Source organism: Rhodococcus sp. IEGM 1318, from assembly GCF_033142465.1.
Classification (GTDB): Bacteria; Actinomycetota; Actinomycetes; order Mycobacteriales; family Mycobacteriaceae; genus Rhodococcus_F; species Rhodococcus_F qingshengii_B.
The window spans coordinates 43602-61789 of record NZ_JAWLSC010000018.1 but is presented as its reverse complement, the minus strand read 5'-3'; the positions used below and the strand labels follow the sequence as shown (position 1 = coordinate 61789).

Sequence of the window (18188 nt, the reverse complement as noted above, 5' to 3'; positions counted from 1 at the left end):
AACTCTTTCGCGGTGGTCGGATTCGGGAGCGATGTGGCGGGTTCTGCACCGAACCCCCACATCGATCACGGTGTCACTACGACGCTGCGACGACGGCGAGGAAGTAGACCGCCTGACGTCATCTGATCCCGACCTCCTGGAGTGGATCGGTGACCGTGTGAGCAGCGAGGACAGACCGGACCAACGCACCGCTCCGCTCCGACGGGTAAGTTATCCATGGAATCGTTGTGCAATTAGCTCTCGGGGTAGTTGCTCCGGGCCCGGGTAGGCGACGATGACACGTATACCGTCAGGATCGCAGCCGTCGACGAAGGTCACTCCACCGACCACCTGGGTGTAGGTGGAGGCATCATATGCACGTAGACGCTCACTGATGCGCGTAAGTTCCTCTTCTGTATCGGCGGACCACATGACGTAGTGGACGCCGATGTTGCTCATGTTTCGCCGGGATGCGCCCTTTTGCACATACATGTAGATCTGAAAATCATCCGGCGTCAGAAGAAGCACGGCATCGCGTTCACGCAAGGCGACACGGCAGGAGAACACGTCGCAGTAGTAACTCACCGACCGATCCAGGTTGGCTACTTGCATCACCGACGAGGCAACTTTGGCGGCAGCACACATTCTTCTCTCCTACTCCCGAACAAGCCAGAGGTCTTCACAGTACCGTCGCACTCGGTGCATTGGCTTTTTCTGTGACTCAAAGTCCGCATGCACCAGAATTCGGGACTGTTTCGTAATCGGTGTTTCGGCCCGAGACGCTGAGTGAATGCTCGGCGAGGAGGTGCCGAGATGACGACACTGGAAGATGTGACGAAGAAGAGGTCCGAGCCCTCCGCGGAAGCTGCGGCGGCTGCGGAGCTGGTCAGGTTGGCGAAGGAGCAGGGTCTGTCGCTGACCGATCCGGACGGTTTGCTCAAGCAGTTCACCAAAACTGTCCTGGAAACTGCGTTGAACGAGGAGATGACCGAGCACCTCGGGCACGACAAGAACCAAGCGCCGCCGGAGCGGGACTCGACGAACATCCGCAACGGGACTCGGTCGAAAACGGTGTTGACCGAGGCGACCGGGCATGTTCCGATCGAGGTCCCTCGTGATCGGGAAGGGACGTTCGAGCCGCAGATCGTCAAGAAACGCCAACGTCGATTGACCGGGGTCGATGAGTGATGTACCCCGAGTTTTCCGGAGTTCGTTTGTTTTACTTCAGGCATTGATGCACCCGAGAGAGGTCCACGATGCCCCGACGCTATCCACCCGAGTTCCGCCGGAAAGTCCTCGACCTGTTGAAGTCAGGCCGCACGATCGCCGAGGTCGCCTCAGATATCGATGTCACCGACAAACCATCTACAACTGGCTTGGGCCAGGAGCTCATCGACATCGGACAGAAGCCGGGCCTGAGCTCGATCGAGAGCGCTGAACTCGCCGCCGCCCGTCGTCGTATCGCGGAATTGGAAACTGAACTCGCCATCGCCAAACGCTCCACCGAGTTACTGAAGTCGGTGGCGGCCTAAGCCTGGATCCGCCGATAGAACTCCCGCCAGTCGGAGTGTCTAACTAAAGAAAGTGCCCCCTGAACTGGGATGATTTGAGTTCTCACACAACAAATCCACCAACTCAGGAAAGGCACTTCCAGTGAAAGTGTCCCACAAGTTCGTCGACGGTTCCGCAGTGTTCGACGAAGACCACATCGTCTCGTGCGCCGGACTGGTCCCAGTGATGACCTTGGCGCAACAGACCCGACTGACGGAACTGCTCGCCGAAAAGATCTCGATCACCGCCACGAAGATCACGTCCGGGGCAGCGAACCCAGCACCGAAACTTGCGACACTGATCGCCGGAATGTGCGTGGGCGCAGACAGCATCGACGACCTTGACCTACTTCGCTCCGGCGGCATGAAAGAGCTGTTCGGCACCGTCTACGCGCCTTCGACAATCGGAACACTGCTGCGCGAGTTCACCTTCGGACACAATCGTCAACTCGAATCAGTGCTTCGTGAACACCTTGTCGAACTCGCCTCCGAGCAGACACTCTGCCTGGAATCGCCGATCGCGCGTTCATCGACATCGATTCCCTGCTACGACCCGTCTACGGTCACGCCAAACAAGGCGCCTCCTACGGACACGCGAAAATCGCCGGCAAACAGGTCCTCCGCAAAGGCCTCTCCCGCTCGCCACGACACTCAGTCCCGCCGAAGCCGCACCGGTCATCACCGGGATGCGGCTACGAGCGGGGAAGGCCGGATCAGGTAAAGGCGCAGGTCGGATGGTCACCCAAGCCATCGTCACCGCACGAAAGACGGGTGCTGTCGGCGCGATCCTCATTCGTGTCGATTCCGCCTACGGCACCCGTTCCGTCGTGACCGCATGCTTGCGCGCGAAGGTTGAATTCTCGGTCGTGATGGCCAAGAACACCGCCGTGCGGCGCGCCGTCGATTCGATTGCCGATGACGCCTGGAGACCCGTGAAATATCCCGGCGCGGTTCGCGATCCCGACACCGGTGCCTGGATTTCCGATGCCGAGGTCGCCGAAACCACTTACACGGCCTTCGCTTCCACCACGAGCCCGGTCGCCGCCCGGTTGATCGTGCGCCGCGTCAAAGACGCACGATTCCCGGACGCATTGTTTCCCGTGTGGCGGTACCACCCATTTTTCACCAACACCACCAGACCCACCGCCGACGCCGATGTCACCCACCATCGGCACGCCATCATCGAAACCGTTTTCGCCGATCTCATCGACGGACCGCTCGCTCACATGCCGTCAGGGAAGTTCGGGGCGAACTCCGCCTGGGTGTTGTGCGCGGCGATCGCCCACAATCTGCTCCGGGCAACCGGTGTTCTTGCCGGCGAACAGCATTCACATTCCCAAGGAGTGACGCTTCGGCGCAAGATCGTCAACATCCCCGCTCGATTGACTCGGCCTGGGCGAAAACCTGTCCTGCGACTACCGGCTCACTGGCCGTGGTCCGACGCGTGGCTTCGATTGTGGACCAACACTATCGGACACATTCCTCCATCCATTGCTTGAAAAACGGGTCTGCTGCACGGATAGGTGACAACTGATCTGTCTGGTCGAGAGACCGGGCTGAAAGGATGTTGCAGTGCCCAAGCCGTTTCCCAAGGAGTTCCGCGAAGATGTAGTCCGAGTCGCGCGGGCCAGAGATCCGAAGACCACGCTGGAGCAGATCGCGAAGGACTTCGGGATCCACGCCACCACCCTCACCGGGTGGATGCGCAAGGCTGATGTCGAAGACGGTGTGAAGCCCGGGACGACCGAGGACCAGAACACCGAGCTTCGCGAGTTGAAGCGCCGCAACCGGCTGCTCGAGCAGGAAGTCGAGGTCCTGCGCCGGGCAGCCGCGTATCTGTCGCAGGCCAACCTGCCGGGAAAATGATGTACCCACTCGTCCGCGAGCTGGCCGAGGACGGGATCCCCGTCACGGTGACGTGTCGGGTCCTCGAGATCGCCCGCCAGCCCTACTGCCGCTGGCTCGCGCACCCGGTCACCGACGCCGATCTCGTCGAGGCCTATCGCGCCGACGCGCTGTTCGATGCCCACCGCGACGACCCGGAGTTCGGGTACCGGTTCCTTGTCGACGAAGCCCGAGAGGCTGGCGAGTCGATGGCCGAACGGACCGCATGGCGGATCTGCTTCGACCTGGGCTGGTGGTCAGTGTTCGGGAAGACTCGAGGCAGGAACGGCAAGAAGCCCGGTCCACCGGTCCACGACGACCTCTGTGCTGTCGTCGATGCCAAGGGGTGGGTCCGGCACGAGTTCGCTGCCGATGCTCCGAACCGGCTGTGGCTCAGTGACATTACGGAGCATTGGACCGAGGAAGGCAAGTTCTACGTGTGCGCGATCAAGGACGTCTACTCCAACCGGATCGTGGGCTACTCCATCGACTCACGGATGAAGTCCCGGATCGCCGTCACAGCGCTGGGCAACGCGGTCGCCAGGCGCAATGACGTGGCCGGCTGTGTTCTACACACCGACCGGGGCAGCGAGGCAGCAACGAGCATCTCAACGGTTTGCTGCGCCAGTATTTTCCGAAGGAGACCGACCTTTCCCGATGGAGTTCCGCGGAGATCGCTGCATTGGCGAACGTGATCAACAACCGCCCCCGAGGAATCCTTGATTGGCGCACCCCCGCGGAGGTATTCGAAGAATTGCTACGATCTGCACAACAACGCACTGTTGCGACGACCGGTTAATACGCCCAATTTCGGAGCCGGAAACTCGTCCACGCGCTGGGCCGGCACGCCATGGTCGGTTCGATGGGACGGGTCGGCGCGGCCGGCGACAACGCCGCCATGGAGAGCTTCTTCTCCCTGCTGCAGAAGAACGTGCTCGACCGACGTTCCTGGGCATCCCGCGAGGAGTTGCGGATCGCGATCGCGACCTGGATCGAGCGGACCTACCACCGCCGCCGTCGCCAAGCCGCCCTCGGCCGATTGACTCCCGTCGAATACGAGGCAATCATGACCACGACAGCCAGTCAGGCTGCGTGACCGAACCTGTCACCTAATCGTGCAGCAGACCCTAGTAGTCTGGTTCACGGGTCCTGTGGTGTGTTCGGATTCGGTGTAGGAACCTTCATCCTCACATCCCAGGACCCTCTGTATGCCTCTACATCTTGTGTCTGCTCGGACCACCGGAAATCGGGTTCATGCACTCCGGATCCGGAACAGCTCGGAAACCCGGACGTGACCGACCATCGGTCAACCGGCATTGACCAATGCGTAGGGCCAATGTGCATTGACCCATATGCAAAGACTCAACCGGATTCACTACAACTTCCTGGCCGATGAAACGTCCGCTTTATGCGCTCGTGTTGCCGAGGGCATCGAATCCCCTTCCGTTGAAGCGTTTTCCGCCGAACAGGAGCACGCGCTGTCGATGCTGCGCGTAGCCAAATCCATGCAGGAAACCGCCGACAATGTGGCCGCAAACGCGGCTCAGCTCGCACGCAACACAGGATGCTCTCCCACTGACATGGCCAAAGCTTTCGGTGTCCCGAAGCAGGCAGGATGGAAGCGGTGGCACGGTGCGCCGAGGGCTGCAGCGATTCTCGGGGACGACCGCGAAGTTTGGTGATCACTGAAGTGTCCCATGTTGGGTGGCCGCCCTCAGGGGCACCCATATTGTCTGTTTGCGCTAGAATTATGTACATGACAACTCTTCCGGTGGCCGACGCCCGAGCGCAACTCTCTCGTCTTGTCGACGAGGCCGAGCGCACGCACGAACGGTTCGAGATCACCCGCAACGGGCATCGTGCCGCCGTGCTGCTCGGCGCCGATGACTATGACGCGTTGCGCGAGACGATCGCCGTGCTGGCTGATGAATCGCTACTGGCCGGGCATCTGGCGGGAGTGGCTGAGGCTCGGGCCGGAGACACTCTCGATGCGGCCGATTTGGCCGCGTTCCTGGGCAAGAGCGAGGAGTGAGCGGCCTGGATGAGCCGTATGTCCTGGCTGTGGCGCGTTCGGCGGCTCGATCGCTCAAAGCGGGCCTGCCCGAGAAGGTTGCGGTAGCGATCTACGAATTCATCACCGGTCCATCGCTCGAGAATCCTCACAGGGTCGGTAAGCGGCTCGATCCGCCGCTTGCGCCGGCGTATTCGGCGCGTCGCGGTACGTATCGGGTGCTGTACTTGATTGACGATGATGCCCGCCGCGTCACGGTCACTGCGATCGCGCACCGCTCCGACGCTTACCGCACCTGAAAGCACGATTCGGTGGCAGTTCAGATCTACCCGATCATGGTGCTGTTCGATGGCATCACTTCTTCTCGATCGTTGCAGTGAGCTTTTGGATCGCGGAAGTGACGCCGGAGAGGTTTCCGGGGGCGTACCGAGCGTTGAGGCGATATTTCTCTAGGTCGATTCGGTAGTTGTAGGGCGTGATGGGGCCGTAGGGACCCTCGGCGGAGATGGTGATGTCGAACTGTTTGGCGGTCTCGGCCTGCATGATGTCGACCGCGGTTCCTAGCACCCATAGCATCCTCCTGCCGGGAGGCAATGACGCAAAGTGTTGTTGGTGTGGGCCGTCGCCTCCGGTTGCATACCAGCTTTCCGGTAGTGGTGGGTCTATGACGGCATGCACGTTTTGGGCGACGGTGGGTCCTTCGTTGTGCAGTACGAGATGAAAGAAGGAGGCGGTTCGGTCGTCGAGGCGGATGTCGAGCCAGATGTATGGCTGAGCAGCGTCTTCGAGTGCACGTTGTTGCAGGATCGTTTGCTGCTGGGCGTGTTTGGCTTGTTTGAGCGCGACCCACATAGAGCCGAGAGGTATTGCTGCAGCGACAATCGCGATGACAGTTTCGGTGTTCATGAGCGGGCTCCCAGTGTGGTTTCCCGGATTTGGTGTGTGCTTCGGGCCGTCACGAGACGTCATCGCAATTGGTAGCTGATTCCTCCAGGAAATCGGGGGATCGGGCCGCGCCGAGGTCGGTGAGGTAGATCGCCAGAGCATCGGCGACTTCGCGCTGGACCTCTTCGGGGGAGCGGTTTTGTGGCGCGAAGGTCTGCCATTGGTCTCAGCTGACCTTGAGTGTTTGCGTTGCGAAGTCTTTCAGAATGCTCTCGCGTCGGAGGCCGAAATCCGTTCCGGTGACGGGGTCGGTGTTGCTGAGTAGAACGCGGGCATCACCGAAGTTGTAGATGACGATGTCGCGGGCCAGGACCCGGGGATCGAGGGAGTTGTCCGAGAGTGTCGGGCGGAGTCGTCCGTATCGTTTCAGCTCGTCTGTCGACGACGGCTTAAGAATGGTTCTGGCCCACTTTCCGTGACGGGGCAACCGGGGGCCGTGTCGTTCCGGCAGGACAGGGATGTGGTGAGTGATGATCGTTCTGGTGTCCTGAGAACTGTTGTGACCTGCGCGTACTTCTTCCGCATCTGGCGAGTATCGACATCGATTCGGTCGATGCGACCGCAGGCGGAGTCCGTATTCGTGCGTCGTCGTTGTCGACTTCGGCGAGCTGCCCAACGTGTGGTGTTTCTTCGAAACGAGTGCACAGTCGGTACGAACGCATGCTCGCCGATACGGCCATCGCTGGGCGGCCGAGTTACGTTGTTTTGCAGGTGCGGCGGTTTCTGTGCTCGAACACCGGCTGTGACCGACGCACATTTGTCGAGCAGATCGACGGGCTAACCAAGGCTTACGCACGGACCACTCCGCTGCTACGCGAAATCCTCGAGAAGATCGCGCTCGCCTTGGCCGGACGAGCCGGATCGAGGTTGGCCTCCACGCTAGGAGTTTCCGTCGGACGCTCTACCTTGTTACGGCTGGTCCGAGCGTTGCCCGACCCTCCAGTCGGTGTGGTGACGGTGCTTGGCATCGACGACTTCGCTCTCCGTCGGCGGCATCGTTACGGCACAGTCTTAGTCGATATGGACACTCACCGACCCGTCGATGTTCTCGCCGACCGGAAAGCCGAAACAGTCACCAAATGGCTCACCGAACATCCGGGAACACAGGTGATCTGCCGTGATCGTGCCGGCGCGTATGCCGAAGCCGCCCGTGTTGGGGCACCAGAGGCGATGGAAGTCGCCGACCGCTGGCACCTATGGCACAACCTTGCCGAGGCAGTGGAGAAAACCGTTGCGGCCCATCACCATTGCCTGAAGAAGGAACCTGAGTTGGAGCCTGAACCTTCGATCGATCGCACCGCGTCGGAGCAACTGAGGATGGCCGCCGAACAGGTACACGCGACTCGTCAGGAGAGTTCGATACTCGCTGTCCGGACGAAGAATCGCTTCGAGGCGGTCACAACTCTCAAGAACGAAGGCATGGGAATCAGAGCGATCGTCCGCCAGCTCGGACTGGCAAGTGAAACCGTCCGCCGTTTCTACTACGCGAGCAGTGTGGACGAGTTGTTGGGGGCACCGCGGGCCGGTCGGCCCAGCCTGCTCGACGAGTTCGCCGAATACCTGCACGAGCGTTTCAACGACGGACACACCTCCGCTTCCTCACTCTACGAAGAACTTCGAGCATTGGGATATCGCGGCAGCTACAGCTCAGTCCGGGATTACCTTCGTCCGTTTCGCAGAATAGGGGCAGCACCACCGTCCACACCGAAAGTGCCGAAGGTGCGGCGGATCACCTCCTGGATGTTGCGTCACCCCGACAACCTCACCGACGATGAGCAGATCGGACTCAAACAGATCCTCGCCAGCTGCCCACACCTCGAAGCAACTGCAGGCCATGTCAAGTCGTTTGCGGAGATGCTCACCGAACGCCTTGGCAAACAATTGAACTCGTGGATGTCGGCCGTTTCGGCAGATGATCTGCCGCACTTGCATCGCTTCGTCCGAGGCCTCGACACCGACCATGCAGCCGTCCGAAACGGGCTGACTCTGCCGTACAGTTCCGGCGCGGTCGAAGGGCACGTGAACCGGATCAAGATGCTCAAACGGTAGATGTATGGGCGCGCTGGATTCGACTTGCTTCGCAAACGAATACTCCTCAGCGGCTGAAACTTTCAAGATTGATCACGGAAAGTGGGCCAGAACCACTTTTCATCCGACGTTGACAATAGTGAACGGCCGCCCGACCTCGAGCAGTGCGCAACTCGCCTGGGCTGCCTTGGTCGACATCGCGGATTTCGGAGGTGTCGCGACGTTCACTGAGGCTATCCGCCGCGGTCAGCGGCCGACTGTTGATCTCGTCGACGGCTACCGCCTTCAGAGTGCCGCCGTGCGAGATGTTTTCGTTCGATACCTCGACGAGCGGCGACCTGCCATGGATTACAACAGTTTCACCAGCCTGGCCGGAGTACTCATCGGGAACTTCTGGGCGGACATCGAACTTCATCACCCGGGAATCGATTCCTTGGACCTGCCCGCTGATGTCGCCGACGCATGGAAACAGCGACTGCGTGTTGTGGTCACCAGCGACGGCGATACCCGCCTGCGGCTGACGAATTTGAGCATCATGGCAACAGTGCGAGCGTTTTACCGCGACATTCAGGAATGGGCGACCGAGGACCCGTCTTGGGTTGAATGGAGCGTCCCTAACCCCATACGTAAGAAGGACATCCAAGGTTTCGCCAAGGCGCGCGCCCGCTCGGTGGCAGTGATCCACCAGCGTATTCGCGAGCGGCTTCCACACTTGCCCACACTCGTCGAGGTCGCCGAAAACCGCCGGACCACCGCAGCGGCATTACTGGCAGCAACGACAGCAGTCCCGATCGGTGCGCAATTCGACCACGAAGGGACAACCTACCGGCGCATGATCGCCAAGTCATTCGCCAAGACGAGTCACCGGCATGAATCTCCACCGGTGCAGGTCGAGCGACTCGACACCGGCGAGATCGTGTACATCGAGAAGGACGAGCATGATGCATTCTGATCCTGGGCTGTCATCGAGACGTTGCGGCACACGGGGGTTCGCATCGAGGAGCTCCTGGAAATCACCCACCTGGGTGTGGTGTCATACAAACTTCCCTCCACTGGTGAGGTCGTCCCGATGCTCCAGATCGTCCCGTCGAAGAGCAACGAAGAACGGCTTTTGTTGGTCAGCCCGGAGCTGGCTCACGTGTTGGCTACTATCATCGCGCGCCTGCGTTCGAACAGCAGCGGTGCAGTGCCGATCACGTCCCGCTACGATCGTTACGAACGAGTGATGAGCCCGCCGCTTCCCCACTTGTTCCAACACCGTCAAGGTTGGAAATGGGCGGTGCCAGGAAATTCAGTGATCCAGAAGTGGCTTACCCAGACTCTCACGGCAACCGGAATTGTCGATGCCGCGGGTAAGCCTCTGCACTGCACACCACACGACTTCCGCAGAATGTTCGCCACCGAATCCGTCGGCAGCGGCCTCCCCGTACACATCGTCTCTAAATTGCTAGGGCACAAACACATCTCGACTACGCAGGTCTACACCGCGGTGTTCGACGAACAACTGGTCCGCGCCTACCGCACATTCCTCGACGCACGCCGCGCCCAGCGGCCCGACGACGAGTACCGCGAACCCACCGACGCCGAGTGGAACGACTTTCAACAGCACTTCGAGCAACGCAAACTCGAACTCGGCACCTGCGGCCGGCCCTACGGAACGCCATGCAAACACGAGCACGCCTGTATCCGGTGCCCAAGCCTGCACATCGATCCGCGCTCGCGTGACAGGCTCGCAGAAATAGCGGCGAACCTACGCGACCGCATCGACGAGGCCCGCGGCAATGGATGGACCGGTGAAGTCGAGGGTCTCACCGTCAGCCTCAATGCCGCCGCGGTCAAAATCGCGAGCCTCGACCGAATACGTAACCGCACCAACACTGCATCTCGGTCGATCACCGACCTCGGAATTCCCGTCGTCGAAGACTCACGCCAATGATCGGACGGAATTCATCCAGAATGTAGGCTGCCAGATCCGCGCAGGTGGCTTGTGCCTTCGCAAGAGTGCGGGCATCGTCTCTCGGACACGAAATTGATGAATCGGGTGGATAATCTCTCGCTATGGTGGCCATGGTTGTGCGTAAACCATGGCCACCATAGCGCGGCAACGATATCGAAGCCGTGCCGATCGTGTCAGTGCCCTTAGAATGCTGTCGGGTAGTTGACGGCGGCCTGCCAGATGTCGCTGCTCGTCGATTCTGTACGAAGCAGCCCTAGATGGGGAGTGTCGACGAAACGGAAGTTCTCGTCTTTTTCCGATTCCACCAGATCGCCGATCGCGGCCAACGCGAAGATCAATGCTTGAAGGGAATCGACTCCTGCGGTGAAGCTTTCGATGTCGCCATCAGCGAGACCGGAGACGCGCCACGGGCAAAACCAGTCCGGTCCGTCAGTGTCCTGTACCGGTTTTCCCAGTTCGAGTGTGATGTCACCTGACTTTCCTGTGAGCGTGCGAGATGCGACCGACTCGGTAAACGGATACATACTTGTTCTCCTATCCTGCGAGACATGCTGCGTACGTTGCGGCTGCTGCGGCGTAGCAGGCAGCACGCGCTGGCGGGAGCGGAACCCACTTGCATTTTCCTGCAACTCTCGCATAGAGCTTGGCGCATGAGGCCGCCGATCCCTTCTGCATAGGCCCAGCAATGCTGCTCTGCTGCACCGGAACGAGCACCGGCGCAGCGCTGGCCGCGCCGGACGCACCAAATGTGATCCCTAGTGCAAGTGCCCCGGCACCGATCGCAATTCCCAGTCTCTTCATGCCCCACGCTTTCGATGTCCGTAAACAAACCAACCAGGCTTGTCGTATTAGTGTCACCTAACGAGACACTTTTCGCTTGATGGATGAAACTTCAACTTAAATCCGAAGGTCTCGAGACGGAGCAGTAGAACCCGGGTTGTTTATTCAATCCAATTGCTTATAGGCGGGATCGACGGTGCGCCCAGACTTGGTCCGGTAAAGAAGTAAGGGATCGCTGTTGATCGTCACAGAAGGGCAATGGGACGGCCCGGATCTGCGGATCTCGTCGCGAGTGTCCGGATATACAGGTCTGTCAGCGGGGAGAGGGCGTGTGACAGGCGTTCGGCTCGACGTCGCGGCCGTCGGCAAAGGATTTCGACAACGCACAGGCAGCCTGGAGATCCGCGACGAGAGCGGGCAGCTTCGCTGGGCGACCGTCGACGACAGCGCCGTCGCAGCGACACCGCCGCTCCGGGCGGCACAGTGATCAATTCCGACCATTGGACCGAACGCTGGCCCGATCACCCCGTCATTAGGACATTCGACCCCCCGAGGGCCGTGAAAGTAGACATCGGGAGGGCGCTCCCTTTCGGACGCGGAGGAGCATCACGCGCCGATCATGTGAGCATGCGGGTGAAAACATCCGCGCTCTATATGTCCGGGTATCTCGATGCAACCCAACAGTTTTGGGTGAAAATACATTCTCTGCACTAGTCAAGGTGCGACAGGTGTCTGGTCTGCTTTGTTCTCTCGTATGGCGCGTTCGCGAGGGACCGCCCGGGACTTGCGAGGGGCTCGTTGATTCATTCTCTTCCTTGGGCATTTCTTCACTACTCGGGCGGTGTTCCGTTGTCCTTCCCGAGAGCGTCGCGGCGCGTGCGTGCGGCGGTGAGAATCGTGTTGCGGATCCAGACCTCGATGGGTTCGCCGGCTTCGGCGGCGGCGACCGTGCACAACGCGTGTTCAGCTTCGTTCAGGCTGATGGTGAGGTGTTTCGGTCCCGTTGCCTCTGGAGTCCGGCGATGCTCGGCAACTTGCCACAGGGTCTGCTGCCGTAGCTGGGTGAAGTCCACAGAGATCGTCTCTGCCAGTAGTCGAGCACCGGTCGATTCAGGGTCGGTGAGAAGAGCGAGTAGGAGATGCTCGGTGCCGATATGGTCGTGGCCCAGCAGGGAAGTCTCGCGCAGGCTCTGTGCGAGTATCTTTTTGGCGCTCGGGGTGAACGGGATGTCTCCGGACTGCGGATGCTGACTACGACCGGTGGCAGGCAACCGGTAGTCGAGAGCATCGACAGAGACGGCTAACGACTTCAATGTTTGTGCCGCGACCCCGTCGTTTTCGTCGATCAAGCCCAGCAGGATGTGCTCGGTGCCGACATATTCGCAACTGCGGGTGCGCGCCGCGCCGGTGGCCAGGACGAGAACGCGGCGAGCACTGTCGGTGAACCTCTCGAACATCGCCGCTCCCATCGGTTTACGCCGGGCATGCAATCCCTCGACACCCTTTGATGTGTGTGGGTTGCCCTATTCGGCGTCCGCGTATGTTAGGTTTGTAGTGCAAACCAGTCTACATAGGAAACTAAATTGATTGGGGATCCCCGTGACTACCGACGGCGAATCGCGAAATCTTCTCGATGCCGCCGAGGCGGCCAGGACTGCTGCGCGACAAGCTCGACCGCGCGTATGGCTGCCGGTGATGATTCTCGGAGTGATCGTCGCGTTGGCGATGCCGCTCTACATCCGACTGCCCTTTGGCCAGTGGGCTCGGTTCCAGCAACCACCTGGCGTCTTGCAAGGATTCAGTCAGCTGGAGCATCCTGCTTGGGCAGTGAGCTATTGGCTGATCGCGCTCCCGTTGGCTTATGCCGCGATCGCCTGGTATCTGGTCTCACGTAGCAATCGTCGGGGGGTGCGTATCAATACGTCCGGGATCGTGGGTGCGGGAGCCGTTCTGTTTCTGCTGCTTGTCACGGTGACGATGATTGTGCCCCAGGTATTCCGGCAGATCTTACCGGGCAATCTGACAGGGCGTGGGCTACTCCCACTGCTCGTCATCTCTGTCGGCTTACTGATCTGGGCAGTGATGCTCCGTCGGCTCAGTTTGGCGATCGTAGGGGTCGCTGCTCTGACTGCGAGCTTGATCTCGAACCTGTACAACCTCGACAACCCGCTGCGGGCCGCCGGACTGCCAATGTCGAGCGAATACGGACTCGTGGTCAATGTAGCGCTTACGGCCGTCGTTCTCCTTGCTGGCGCCGCCGTTCTGGCTGTCTCGGAACGGAACTGACGATGGGACATCCTTCGTCCGGATTGGACGATATCGCTCACCAGAAAACCCGTCTCGGAATTCTCGCGAGCCTCAGCGAAGCCGATGCAGTGGAATTTCGGTTCTTGCAGGAAGCGCTTGGCGCGACCGCAGGCAACCTCTCACGGCATCTGAGCATCCTGACTGACGCGGGCCTGGTCGAGATGAAAAAGGGATACTCCGGTAAACGGCCTCGAACGTGGATTTCGCTTACCAGCGCCGGACATTCGGCGCTGGTAAGCGAAATCAGATCACTGAAGGCCATCGTGGCCGGACTCGGCCCGGGATTCGCCGATGCCAGGGACAGCTCCGGGCCAGGTACGAGCTAGACGACGTCACCGTGGAGCCCGTCTAGTAGACGTTGGCACATGCGTTACCCCACGATACGTATCCACTGGAGGGGGTTTCTTTGATCCATAGATTGGCGCAAACCTGGCCTACGCCAGTGCCGGAAGTGGTGGCTTGCGGACTGTACGTATCGGCCGTGTTGTAATTCTTGCCGTTCGGACCGGTTATCTGGAAGTGGCCTCTGTAGTAATTGACATTTCCCGGAATGCTGTTCGTCGCAGCGGCATGCCACAGGCTCGGATATCCCGACAGGTACATGTTCGACCACCAGTTGGATACCTGAGCATCACGTGCTCCGACATCAGGTTGGGCCGATGCTGCTGACGGAGCGGCGATCGCCATAGCAATGGCGGCGACAATCGGTGCGATCATCATTCGTTTTTTAACGCGCATGAACATTTCCTCTCGTGACATGACCGGGGGAACAGCATGAAAGCAGCAGCCCAAGAGCCCTAACGCCTTGGACGAGTAGGGATTTGACGACAACCACACCGGAGAGAGTTAGCTCCCAAAAAAATGGAACCGGTTGGTATGCCATTGCGATCATGGTAGATGCACGCCAAAGGTTCGGGGGTGCTTTCGCCAAGATTCCATGCAGGAATCGGTTGGAAGCCACCAGAGGCAGAGTGTCAGAGTCTAATTCGGATGATTTCTTGTCTGTTCTAGTCGACGTTGGATCCCCGTCGTGCAGTTAGCGTGCCGGCTCTTCGAGGAAGGTGGGCGTCATTCGTCGTTTCCTCTCTTCACCCTTGGCAGTCCGATGTCGACTTTGTGACGGATCTGTCGGCGGACTTGATCGCGCTTGGCGTGGAGGTAGGTGAGTGTGAGGTCGATTCCTTCGATTTCGCCTTGCCAGCCTTCGGTTTCGGCGCGTTCACGGCGGGCGATGAGGTCGGTTTCGATGTCGGTCAGGCGTGGGATCATTTTCGGGTCGACGTGCAGCATCGGGCAGCGGATGCAGGCGTGTTCGTGGGCGCAGGGTGTGGCGTAGGGCCGTCCGCAGGCGCCGAGTTCGACTTTCCGTTTGTCGAAGTGTGCTTCGAATTCTGCCCATTCTTCTGCGGTGACGGGGCGGTATTCCTCGGCGGGGCGTGTCGCTCTTCGGCGTTGGAGGTGGGCTTGGTAGTGGCGGGTGACGTCTTCGTCGAAGACGGCGACGTAGCCGCGGGTGGTTTCCAGGTTCAGGTGTCCGAGCAGTGCGGCGCCGATGTGAATCGGTAGGCCGTTGTTGACGAGGTCGGTGACGAACAGGTGGCGGAAATGGTGGGCGCGGAAGTGAATTCCGGTGAAGCGTGGGTCCGTTGCGGCGATTTCTTCGCAGATGGCTCGTAGTCTCGTTCCGATCGCCCCCGTGGTCATGACTTCGACGCGTTGACCGATGTGGCGTTGGAACAGGAACGGTTGCGGGTCGCTGGTGATTCGTTGGTAGTCGTCGTAGCGGGTGGCGAGCGGCACTGATGTCTTGCCTGCGGTGATTCGGCGGATAACGAGGGCGATCACGTGAAACAGTTCCGCTGACATGGGGATGACGCGTTCACGGTCGGACTTGGACGGAGCTACCACGAGCAGTGCGATCACTTCACCGTTCGGTCGCTGGTATTGGCGCACGCTCAGATGGGAGAGTTCGGTGAGTTCTTCGATTCGTAATCCGCTGTGCCGGAGGGTCTCCACGATTGCCCAGGACCAGAATGCTGCGTCTTCCTTGAGGGTGACGTCCATTCGTTTGCCTGTGTTTTCATCGCGGACGTGCACTCGTGGTCTTTCGCCGCGGCGTGCGAGGTTGGTGTCTTCGCGGGAGTAGATCCGGGTGTAGGTCTGGTCGCGGATGGTGAACTGTTCGTCCGGTCCGGCGTCGGTGGCGTGTTCGATCAACTCTCGTAGATGTTCGTATCGTGACTCGACATGCTCGACCAAGACCGGCAGCAAGGGTTGCAAGGTTCGGATCGTGGCGTGAGTGCGTTCGCGTGCCCGCCGCTGGTCTTTGGCGAGGGCGCGCATTTCACTGCGAGGGATCGGGCAGGGCACGGACCACTGCGCCCAGCGCTCCGGCTCGTGCACTGCCCATGCCTGGATGTCGTAGTACATTGCGCGGATCGCCATGAGAACACTGACTTGGCGCAGTCGAGGGCTACCGTCGTCGAGAACGGTAAGGGCAGAACGCCATTCGAGGTAGACAGCTTCCGAGATTCGTAGGTCCGCCTGCTCGGGGTTGATGCGTTCGATTCCTTTCCAGAACAACCGGACCAGCATGCAGGCTTGACGGGAAAGCCCTGAATACGTCACTTCCGCGCATCACCGGTCGAGGTAGTCGATGAGCAGTTGCCGAACGGCCGGATTTGCGACCTGGTACTGATCGACCATCTGTGTGGTCGTCAATTGCGGAGCACGAAGAGCGCCCCGCAGAGTGCTCGGCGCCGAGGCCGGGAACTGGCCGATCGCATGCAGGACCTGCCAGGCGGAGTGGCCTGCGTACTTCCCGTAGTGGACGCCCGTACGCTTCATGGATTGGCGGGTTTGCACCGCGTAGTGCATGAACGCCTCTGGCGTCAGATCCGCCAACGGTATGCCCTGCGTGGTCAGGGCCGCGCAGATGTCGAAGACCGCCCAGCGTCTGTAAACCTCGCTCAGCGGCGACGCACGGACCGCCGATACGAAAGCGTCCAACAGCGGATCGTGTTCTGCTTCGATGAATTGTGTCGTGTAGTTGACGAACTTGTTGACTCGGAACGTGGTGAGTGTCGGGCGGATGATCCGCAGCGCGAACACTGCTTGGGCGGCTTGCGTGAACTCCGAACGGATGGCTCTCCCGTCGCCTACGACGTCGCCGATGGTCATCGTGGCCAGTGGGCTGGCGTCCCAGCGTTCCTGCCAGCTGTTGCCGGGATACCGGGTCAGGTAATCGGCCATTTTGCGTAGTCCCCGATCGCGGATGCGCCGACGGTTGACTGGCGTCGACCACACCTGTGCAGCGATCGTGCAGATGGTCACGATCGGCGCGTCGGCGAGATCGCCGTAGCGGTGCAGGGAACGAGGCTCGGGCGGGGCGGCGATGACGGCAGGTCGTGTGAACTTCGGCGCCGGCAGTCGATACTGATGATCCTGCGGACGCACCACACGTTCTCTCTCAGTTGCCGGCACCGAACACCGCCTCGATGTCCTCGTCGCGGTAGCCCGCGGCGTACGAGAGTTGCGGGCGTGGGCGAGTGAAATGCTCGCGCAGTTTGTCGTGTAGTTCTTCGATGCGCGGCTGCAAGTAGCCTTCGGTCGTCGACAGATGCTGATGCCGGAGAATCGTTTGAACTTCCGGCAACGTCAGCTGCGGGTCGTTCGCCATGCGTACCGCGGCAGTATGCCGAAGATCGTGCAGAGTCCAGTTGGTTCCGAGGATCTCGTTGGCGCGCTGCATGATCCGGCGAAAGGCCCAATAGGTCAGTGGCCTCGTATCACCGCGTAGGGTGCGCCAGATCGGTTCGGCCGGCCCTGGGGTTCCGCATCTGTCGAAGTATCTGGCCAAATAGTCGAAGGCCGCCGGAGACCCGGGAACTGCAGACAGTTCACGTGTTCCTTTCGAGACCACCCAGATCCGCTGCGAGCCCCAATCCACACGGTCACCGGTTACTCCGAGCAGTTCGTTTGCGCGTGCTCCGGACGAGACTGCGAAGGACAGCAGGGCGCGGTCCCGGTCGTGTTTCATCGCGGCGAACAGTTCGTCCCACATCCGATCCGGAAGCGATCGAGGCGCTCTCTGGGACTTCTTCTGTCGAAGCGGAGGACGGCGAAGACGAGGTGCAGGCTCGAGCGGGTTGCGGTGCCCCACCAATCGGCGGCGACCAGGCGAGGTCGGGACAGGGTTCAGCAACGGACCGCGCCCGTAAAGGAGGTGGAACTCGTAGAACTCGGAGATCACCGTCAGCGTATGGTTGATCGTCGAGGCAGAGTAGCCGGCAACGAGCAGCGGCTTGCCGGTTCGCACGTTGACCGAACCTGCCTGCGGCGCTGAAAGATCGGCGCGTCGACGCTGCGGATTGACCGCGCAGCGGAGCCACCCGACCAACAATTCGACTTCAGCTCGCGACGCCTGATGCCATGCCACGTCCACCGCAGCGAGTACCTTCCACCAGCGAAGGAGATCGTGAGCATACGACTTGATGGTCAGTGGACTCATGTCGGAAAGAACGAGATCGGTCAGGTATGCCGTGATCGGCTCTACGTCCGTACCGTTGACGACCACGGAGAACGGCGCACCTGTGGATGGATCCGCTCGCCGGACCTCCCCGACCCGTGGCAGCTCTATCCGTCCCTCGAGAACCTGCCGCCGAATCTCGTCCATCGCCTGCTCCCCGCTGTTGGGATGGCATACCCGCTTTTAGTGCAGTTAACAGACACGATGGGCAATGGTTGG

General features: G+C 60.4%; 21 protein-coding genes and 5 pseudogenes. 16 read left to right on the top strand and 10 right to left on the bottom strand.

Annotated features, from left to right (window positions below):
- Positions 1-210 precede the first annotated feature (210 nt).
- Positions 211-624, bottom strand: coding sequence for a VOC family protein (locus R4P65_RS29750; protein ID WP_317829164.1), 414 nt, complete (start codon positions 622-624; stop codon positions 211-213).
- A gap of 168 nt (positions 625-792) precedes the next feature.
- On the opposite strand from R4P65_RS29750, the pseudogene R4P65_RS29745 reads away from it, so the two are divergent.
- The 10 genes and pseudogenes from R4P65_RS29745 to R4P65_RS29700 form a co-directional block, all read left to right on the top strand.
- Positions 793-1164 (top strand): annotated as a pseudogene (locus R4P65_RS29745) (transposase); the annotation flags it as partial.
- Positions 1165-1235: 71 nt separating this feature from the next.
- Positions 1236-1511 (top strand): hypothetical protein, encoded by a 276-nt coding sequence (locus tag R4P65_RS29740; RefSeq protein WP_317829163.1) that lies wholly within the window; start codon positions 1236-1238, stop codon positions 1509-1511.
- A gap of 121 nt (positions 1512-1632) precedes the next feature.
- Positions 1633-3028: pseudogene (locus R4P65_RS29735) on the top strand (IS1380 family transposase).
- Positions 3029-3101: 73 nt separating this feature from the next.
- A complete protein-coding gene (locus R4P65_RS29730; protein ID WP_317829162.1) occupies positions 3102-3395 on the top strand; it encodes a transposase in 294 nt (97 codons plus the stop codon).
- Between the two features lie 326 nt (positions 3396-3721).
- A pseudogene (locus tag R4P65_RS33250) lies at positions 3722-4003 on the top strand (transposase); the annotation flags it as partial.
- Positions 3988-4212, top strand: a pseudogene (locus tag R4P65_RS29720) (transposase); the annotation flags it as partial. The pseudogenes R4P65_RS33250 and R4P65_RS29720, both read left to right, overlap by 16 nt.
- Positions 4213-4218: 6 nt before the next feature.
- Positions 4219-4509, top strand: a pseudogene (locus R4P65_RS29715) (integrase core domain-containing protein); the annotation flags it as partial.
- A gap of 256 nt (positions 4510-4765) precedes the next feature.
- A complete protein-coding gene (locus R4P65_RS29710) occupies positions 4766-5095 on the top strand; it encodes a hypothetical protein (RefSeq protein WP_317829161.1) in 330 nt (109 codons plus the stop codon).
- 68 nt (positions 5096-5163) lie between these two features.
- On the top strand, positions 5164-5445 hold the full coding sequence (locus tag R4P65_RS29705; protein ID WP_317829160.1) for a type II toxin-antitoxin system Phd/YefM family antitoxin: 282 nt from the start codon (positions 5164-5166) through the stop codon (positions 5443-5445).
- The gene (locus tag R4P65_RS29700) at positions 5442-5723 is read left to right on the top strand and encodes a type II toxin-antitoxin system RelE/ParE family toxin (RefSeq protein ID WP_317829159.1); all 282 of its coding nucleotides are present in this window, start codon (positions 5442-5444) and stop codon (positions 5721-5723) included. Before R4P65_RS29705 ends, R4P65_RS29700 begins: the two co-directional genes overlap by 4 nt.
- Before the next feature lie 55 nt (positions 5724-5778).
- Here R4P65_RS29700 and R4P65_RS29695 read toward each other — a convergent pair whose 3' ends face one another.
- Together R4P65_RS29695 and R4P65_RS29690 are read right to left on the bottom strand one after the other, a co-directional pair.
- Positions 5779-6330 carry a hypothetical protein gene (locus R4P65_RS29695; RefSeq protein ID WP_317829158.1) on the bottom strand — a complete coding sequence of 184 codons (552 nt, stop codon included), beginning with the start codon at positions 6328-6330 and terminating at the stop codon, positions 5779-5781.
- Positions 6331-6535: 205 nt separating this feature from the next.
- Positions 6536-6796, bottom strand: coding sequence for a hypothetical protein (locus R4P65_RS29690; protein WP_317829157.1), 261 nt, complete (start codon positions 6794-6796; stop codon positions 6536-6538).
- A 77-nt stretch (positions 6797-6873) separates the two neighbouring features.
- On the opposite strand from R4P65_RS29690, the gene R4P65_RS29685 reads away from it, so the two are divergent.
- The 3 genes from R4P65_RS29685 (at position 6874) to R4P65_RS29675 (ending at position 10333) form a co-directional block, all read left to right on the top strand.
- The gene (locus tag R4P65_RS29685) at positions 6874-8418 is read left to right on the top strand and encodes an ISL3 family transposase (protein WP_317829176.1); all 1545 of its coding nucleotides are present in this window, start codon (positions 6874-6876) and stop codon (positions 8416-8418) included.
- Positions 8419-8536: 118 nt separating this feature from the next.
- The gene (locus R4P65_RS29680; RefSeq protein WP_317829156.1) at positions 8537-9349 is read left to right on the top strand and encodes a hypothetical protein; all 813 of its coding nucleotides are present in this window, start codon (positions 8537-8539) and stop codon (positions 9347-9349) included.
- A 12-nt stretch (positions 9350-9361) separates the two neighbouring features.
- Positions 9362-10333: a site-specific integrase gene (locus R4P65_RS29675; RefSeq protein WP_317829175.1), complete on the top strand. Its 972-nt coding sequence runs from the start codon at positions 9362-9364 to the stop codon at positions 10331-10333.
- A 203-nt stretch (positions 10334-10536) separates the two neighbouring features.
- Here the strand turns inward: R4P65_RS29675 and R4P65_RS29670 are convergent, their stop codons facing one another.
- Positions 10537-10878, bottom strand: coding sequence for a DUF6968 family protein (locus R4P65_RS29670; protein WP_317829155.1), 342 nt, complete (start codon positions 10876-10878; stop codon positions 10537-10539).
- Positions 10879-10888: 10 nt separating this feature from the next.
- Positions 10889-11155 (bottom strand): hypothetical protein, encoded by a 267-nt coding sequence (locus R4P65_RS29665; protein WP_317829154.1) that lies wholly within the window; start codon positions 11153-11155, stop codon positions 10889-10891.
- Between the two features lie 310 nt (positions 11156-11465).
- Here R4P65_RS29665 and R4P65_RS33245 point away from each other — a divergent pair, with 310 nt between their 5' ends.
- On the top strand, positions 11466-11621 hold the full coding sequence (locus tag R4P65_RS33245; protein WP_411742600.1) for a hypothetical protein: 156 nt from the start codon (positions 11466-11468) through the stop codon (positions 11619-11621).
- A 343-nt stretch (positions 11622-11964) separates the two neighbouring features.
- On the opposite strand, the gene R4P65_RS29655 is transcribed toward R4P65_RS33245, so the two are convergent.
- Positions 11965-12591 carry a Clp protease N-terminal domain-containing protein gene (locus R4P65_RS29655; protein ID WP_317829153.1) on the bottom strand — a complete coding sequence of 209 codons (627 nt, stop codon included), beginning with the start codon at positions 12589-12591 and terminating at the stop codon, positions 11965-11967.
- A gap of 142 nt (positions 12592-12733) precedes the next feature.
- Between R4P65_RS29655 and R4P65_RS29650 the strand changes: the two genes are divergently transcribed.
- The gene (locus R4P65_RS29650; RefSeq protein ID WP_317829152.1) at positions 12734-13420 is read left to right on the top strand and encodes a hypothetical protein; all 687 of its coding nucleotides are present in this window, start codon (positions 12734-12736) and stop codon (positions 13418-13420) included.
- Positions 13421-13422: 2 nt separating this feature from the next.
- The gene (locus R4P65_RS29645; protein ID WP_317829151.1) at positions 13423-13767 is read left to right on the top strand and encodes a transcriptional regulator; all 345 of its coding nucleotides are present in this window, start codon (positions 13423-13425) and stop codon (positions 13765-13767) included.
- Between the two features lie 22 nt (positions 13768-13789).
- On the opposite strand, the gene R4P65_RS29640 is transcribed toward R4P65_RS29645, so the two are convergent.
- The 4 genes from R4P65_RS29640 to R4P65_RS29625 all read right to left on the bottom strand — a co-directional run bounded on the left by R4P65_RS29640 (position 13790) and on the right by R4P65_RS29625 (position 18116).
- Entirely contained in the window at positions 13790-14179 is a 390-nt protein-coding gene (locus R4P65_RS29640) for a hypothetical protein (RefSeq protein WP_317829150.1), read from the bottom strand.
- Between the two features lie 330 nt (positions 14180-14509).
- Entirely contained in the window at positions 14510-16024 is a 1515-nt protein-coding gene (locus R4P65_RS29635; protein WP_317829149.1) for a tyrosine-type recombinase/integrase, read from the bottom strand.
- Positions 16025-16078: 54 nt separating this feature from the next.
- Positions 16079-16924, bottom strand: a complete 846-nt coding sequence (locus tag R4P65_RS29630) for a hypothetical protein (RefSeq protein WP_317829148.1) — start codon at positions 16922-16924, stop codon at positions 16079-16081.
- Positions 16911-18116 carry a tyrosine-type recombinase/integrase gene (locus R4P65_RS29625; RefSeq protein WP_317829147.1) on the bottom strand — a complete coding sequence of 402 codons (1206 nt, stop codon included), beginning with the start codon at positions 18114-18116 and terminating at the stop codon, positions 16911-16913. Before R4P65_RS29625 ends, R4P65_RS29630 begins: the two co-directional genes overlap by 14 nt.
- Positions 18117-18188: the final 72 nt, after the last annotated feature.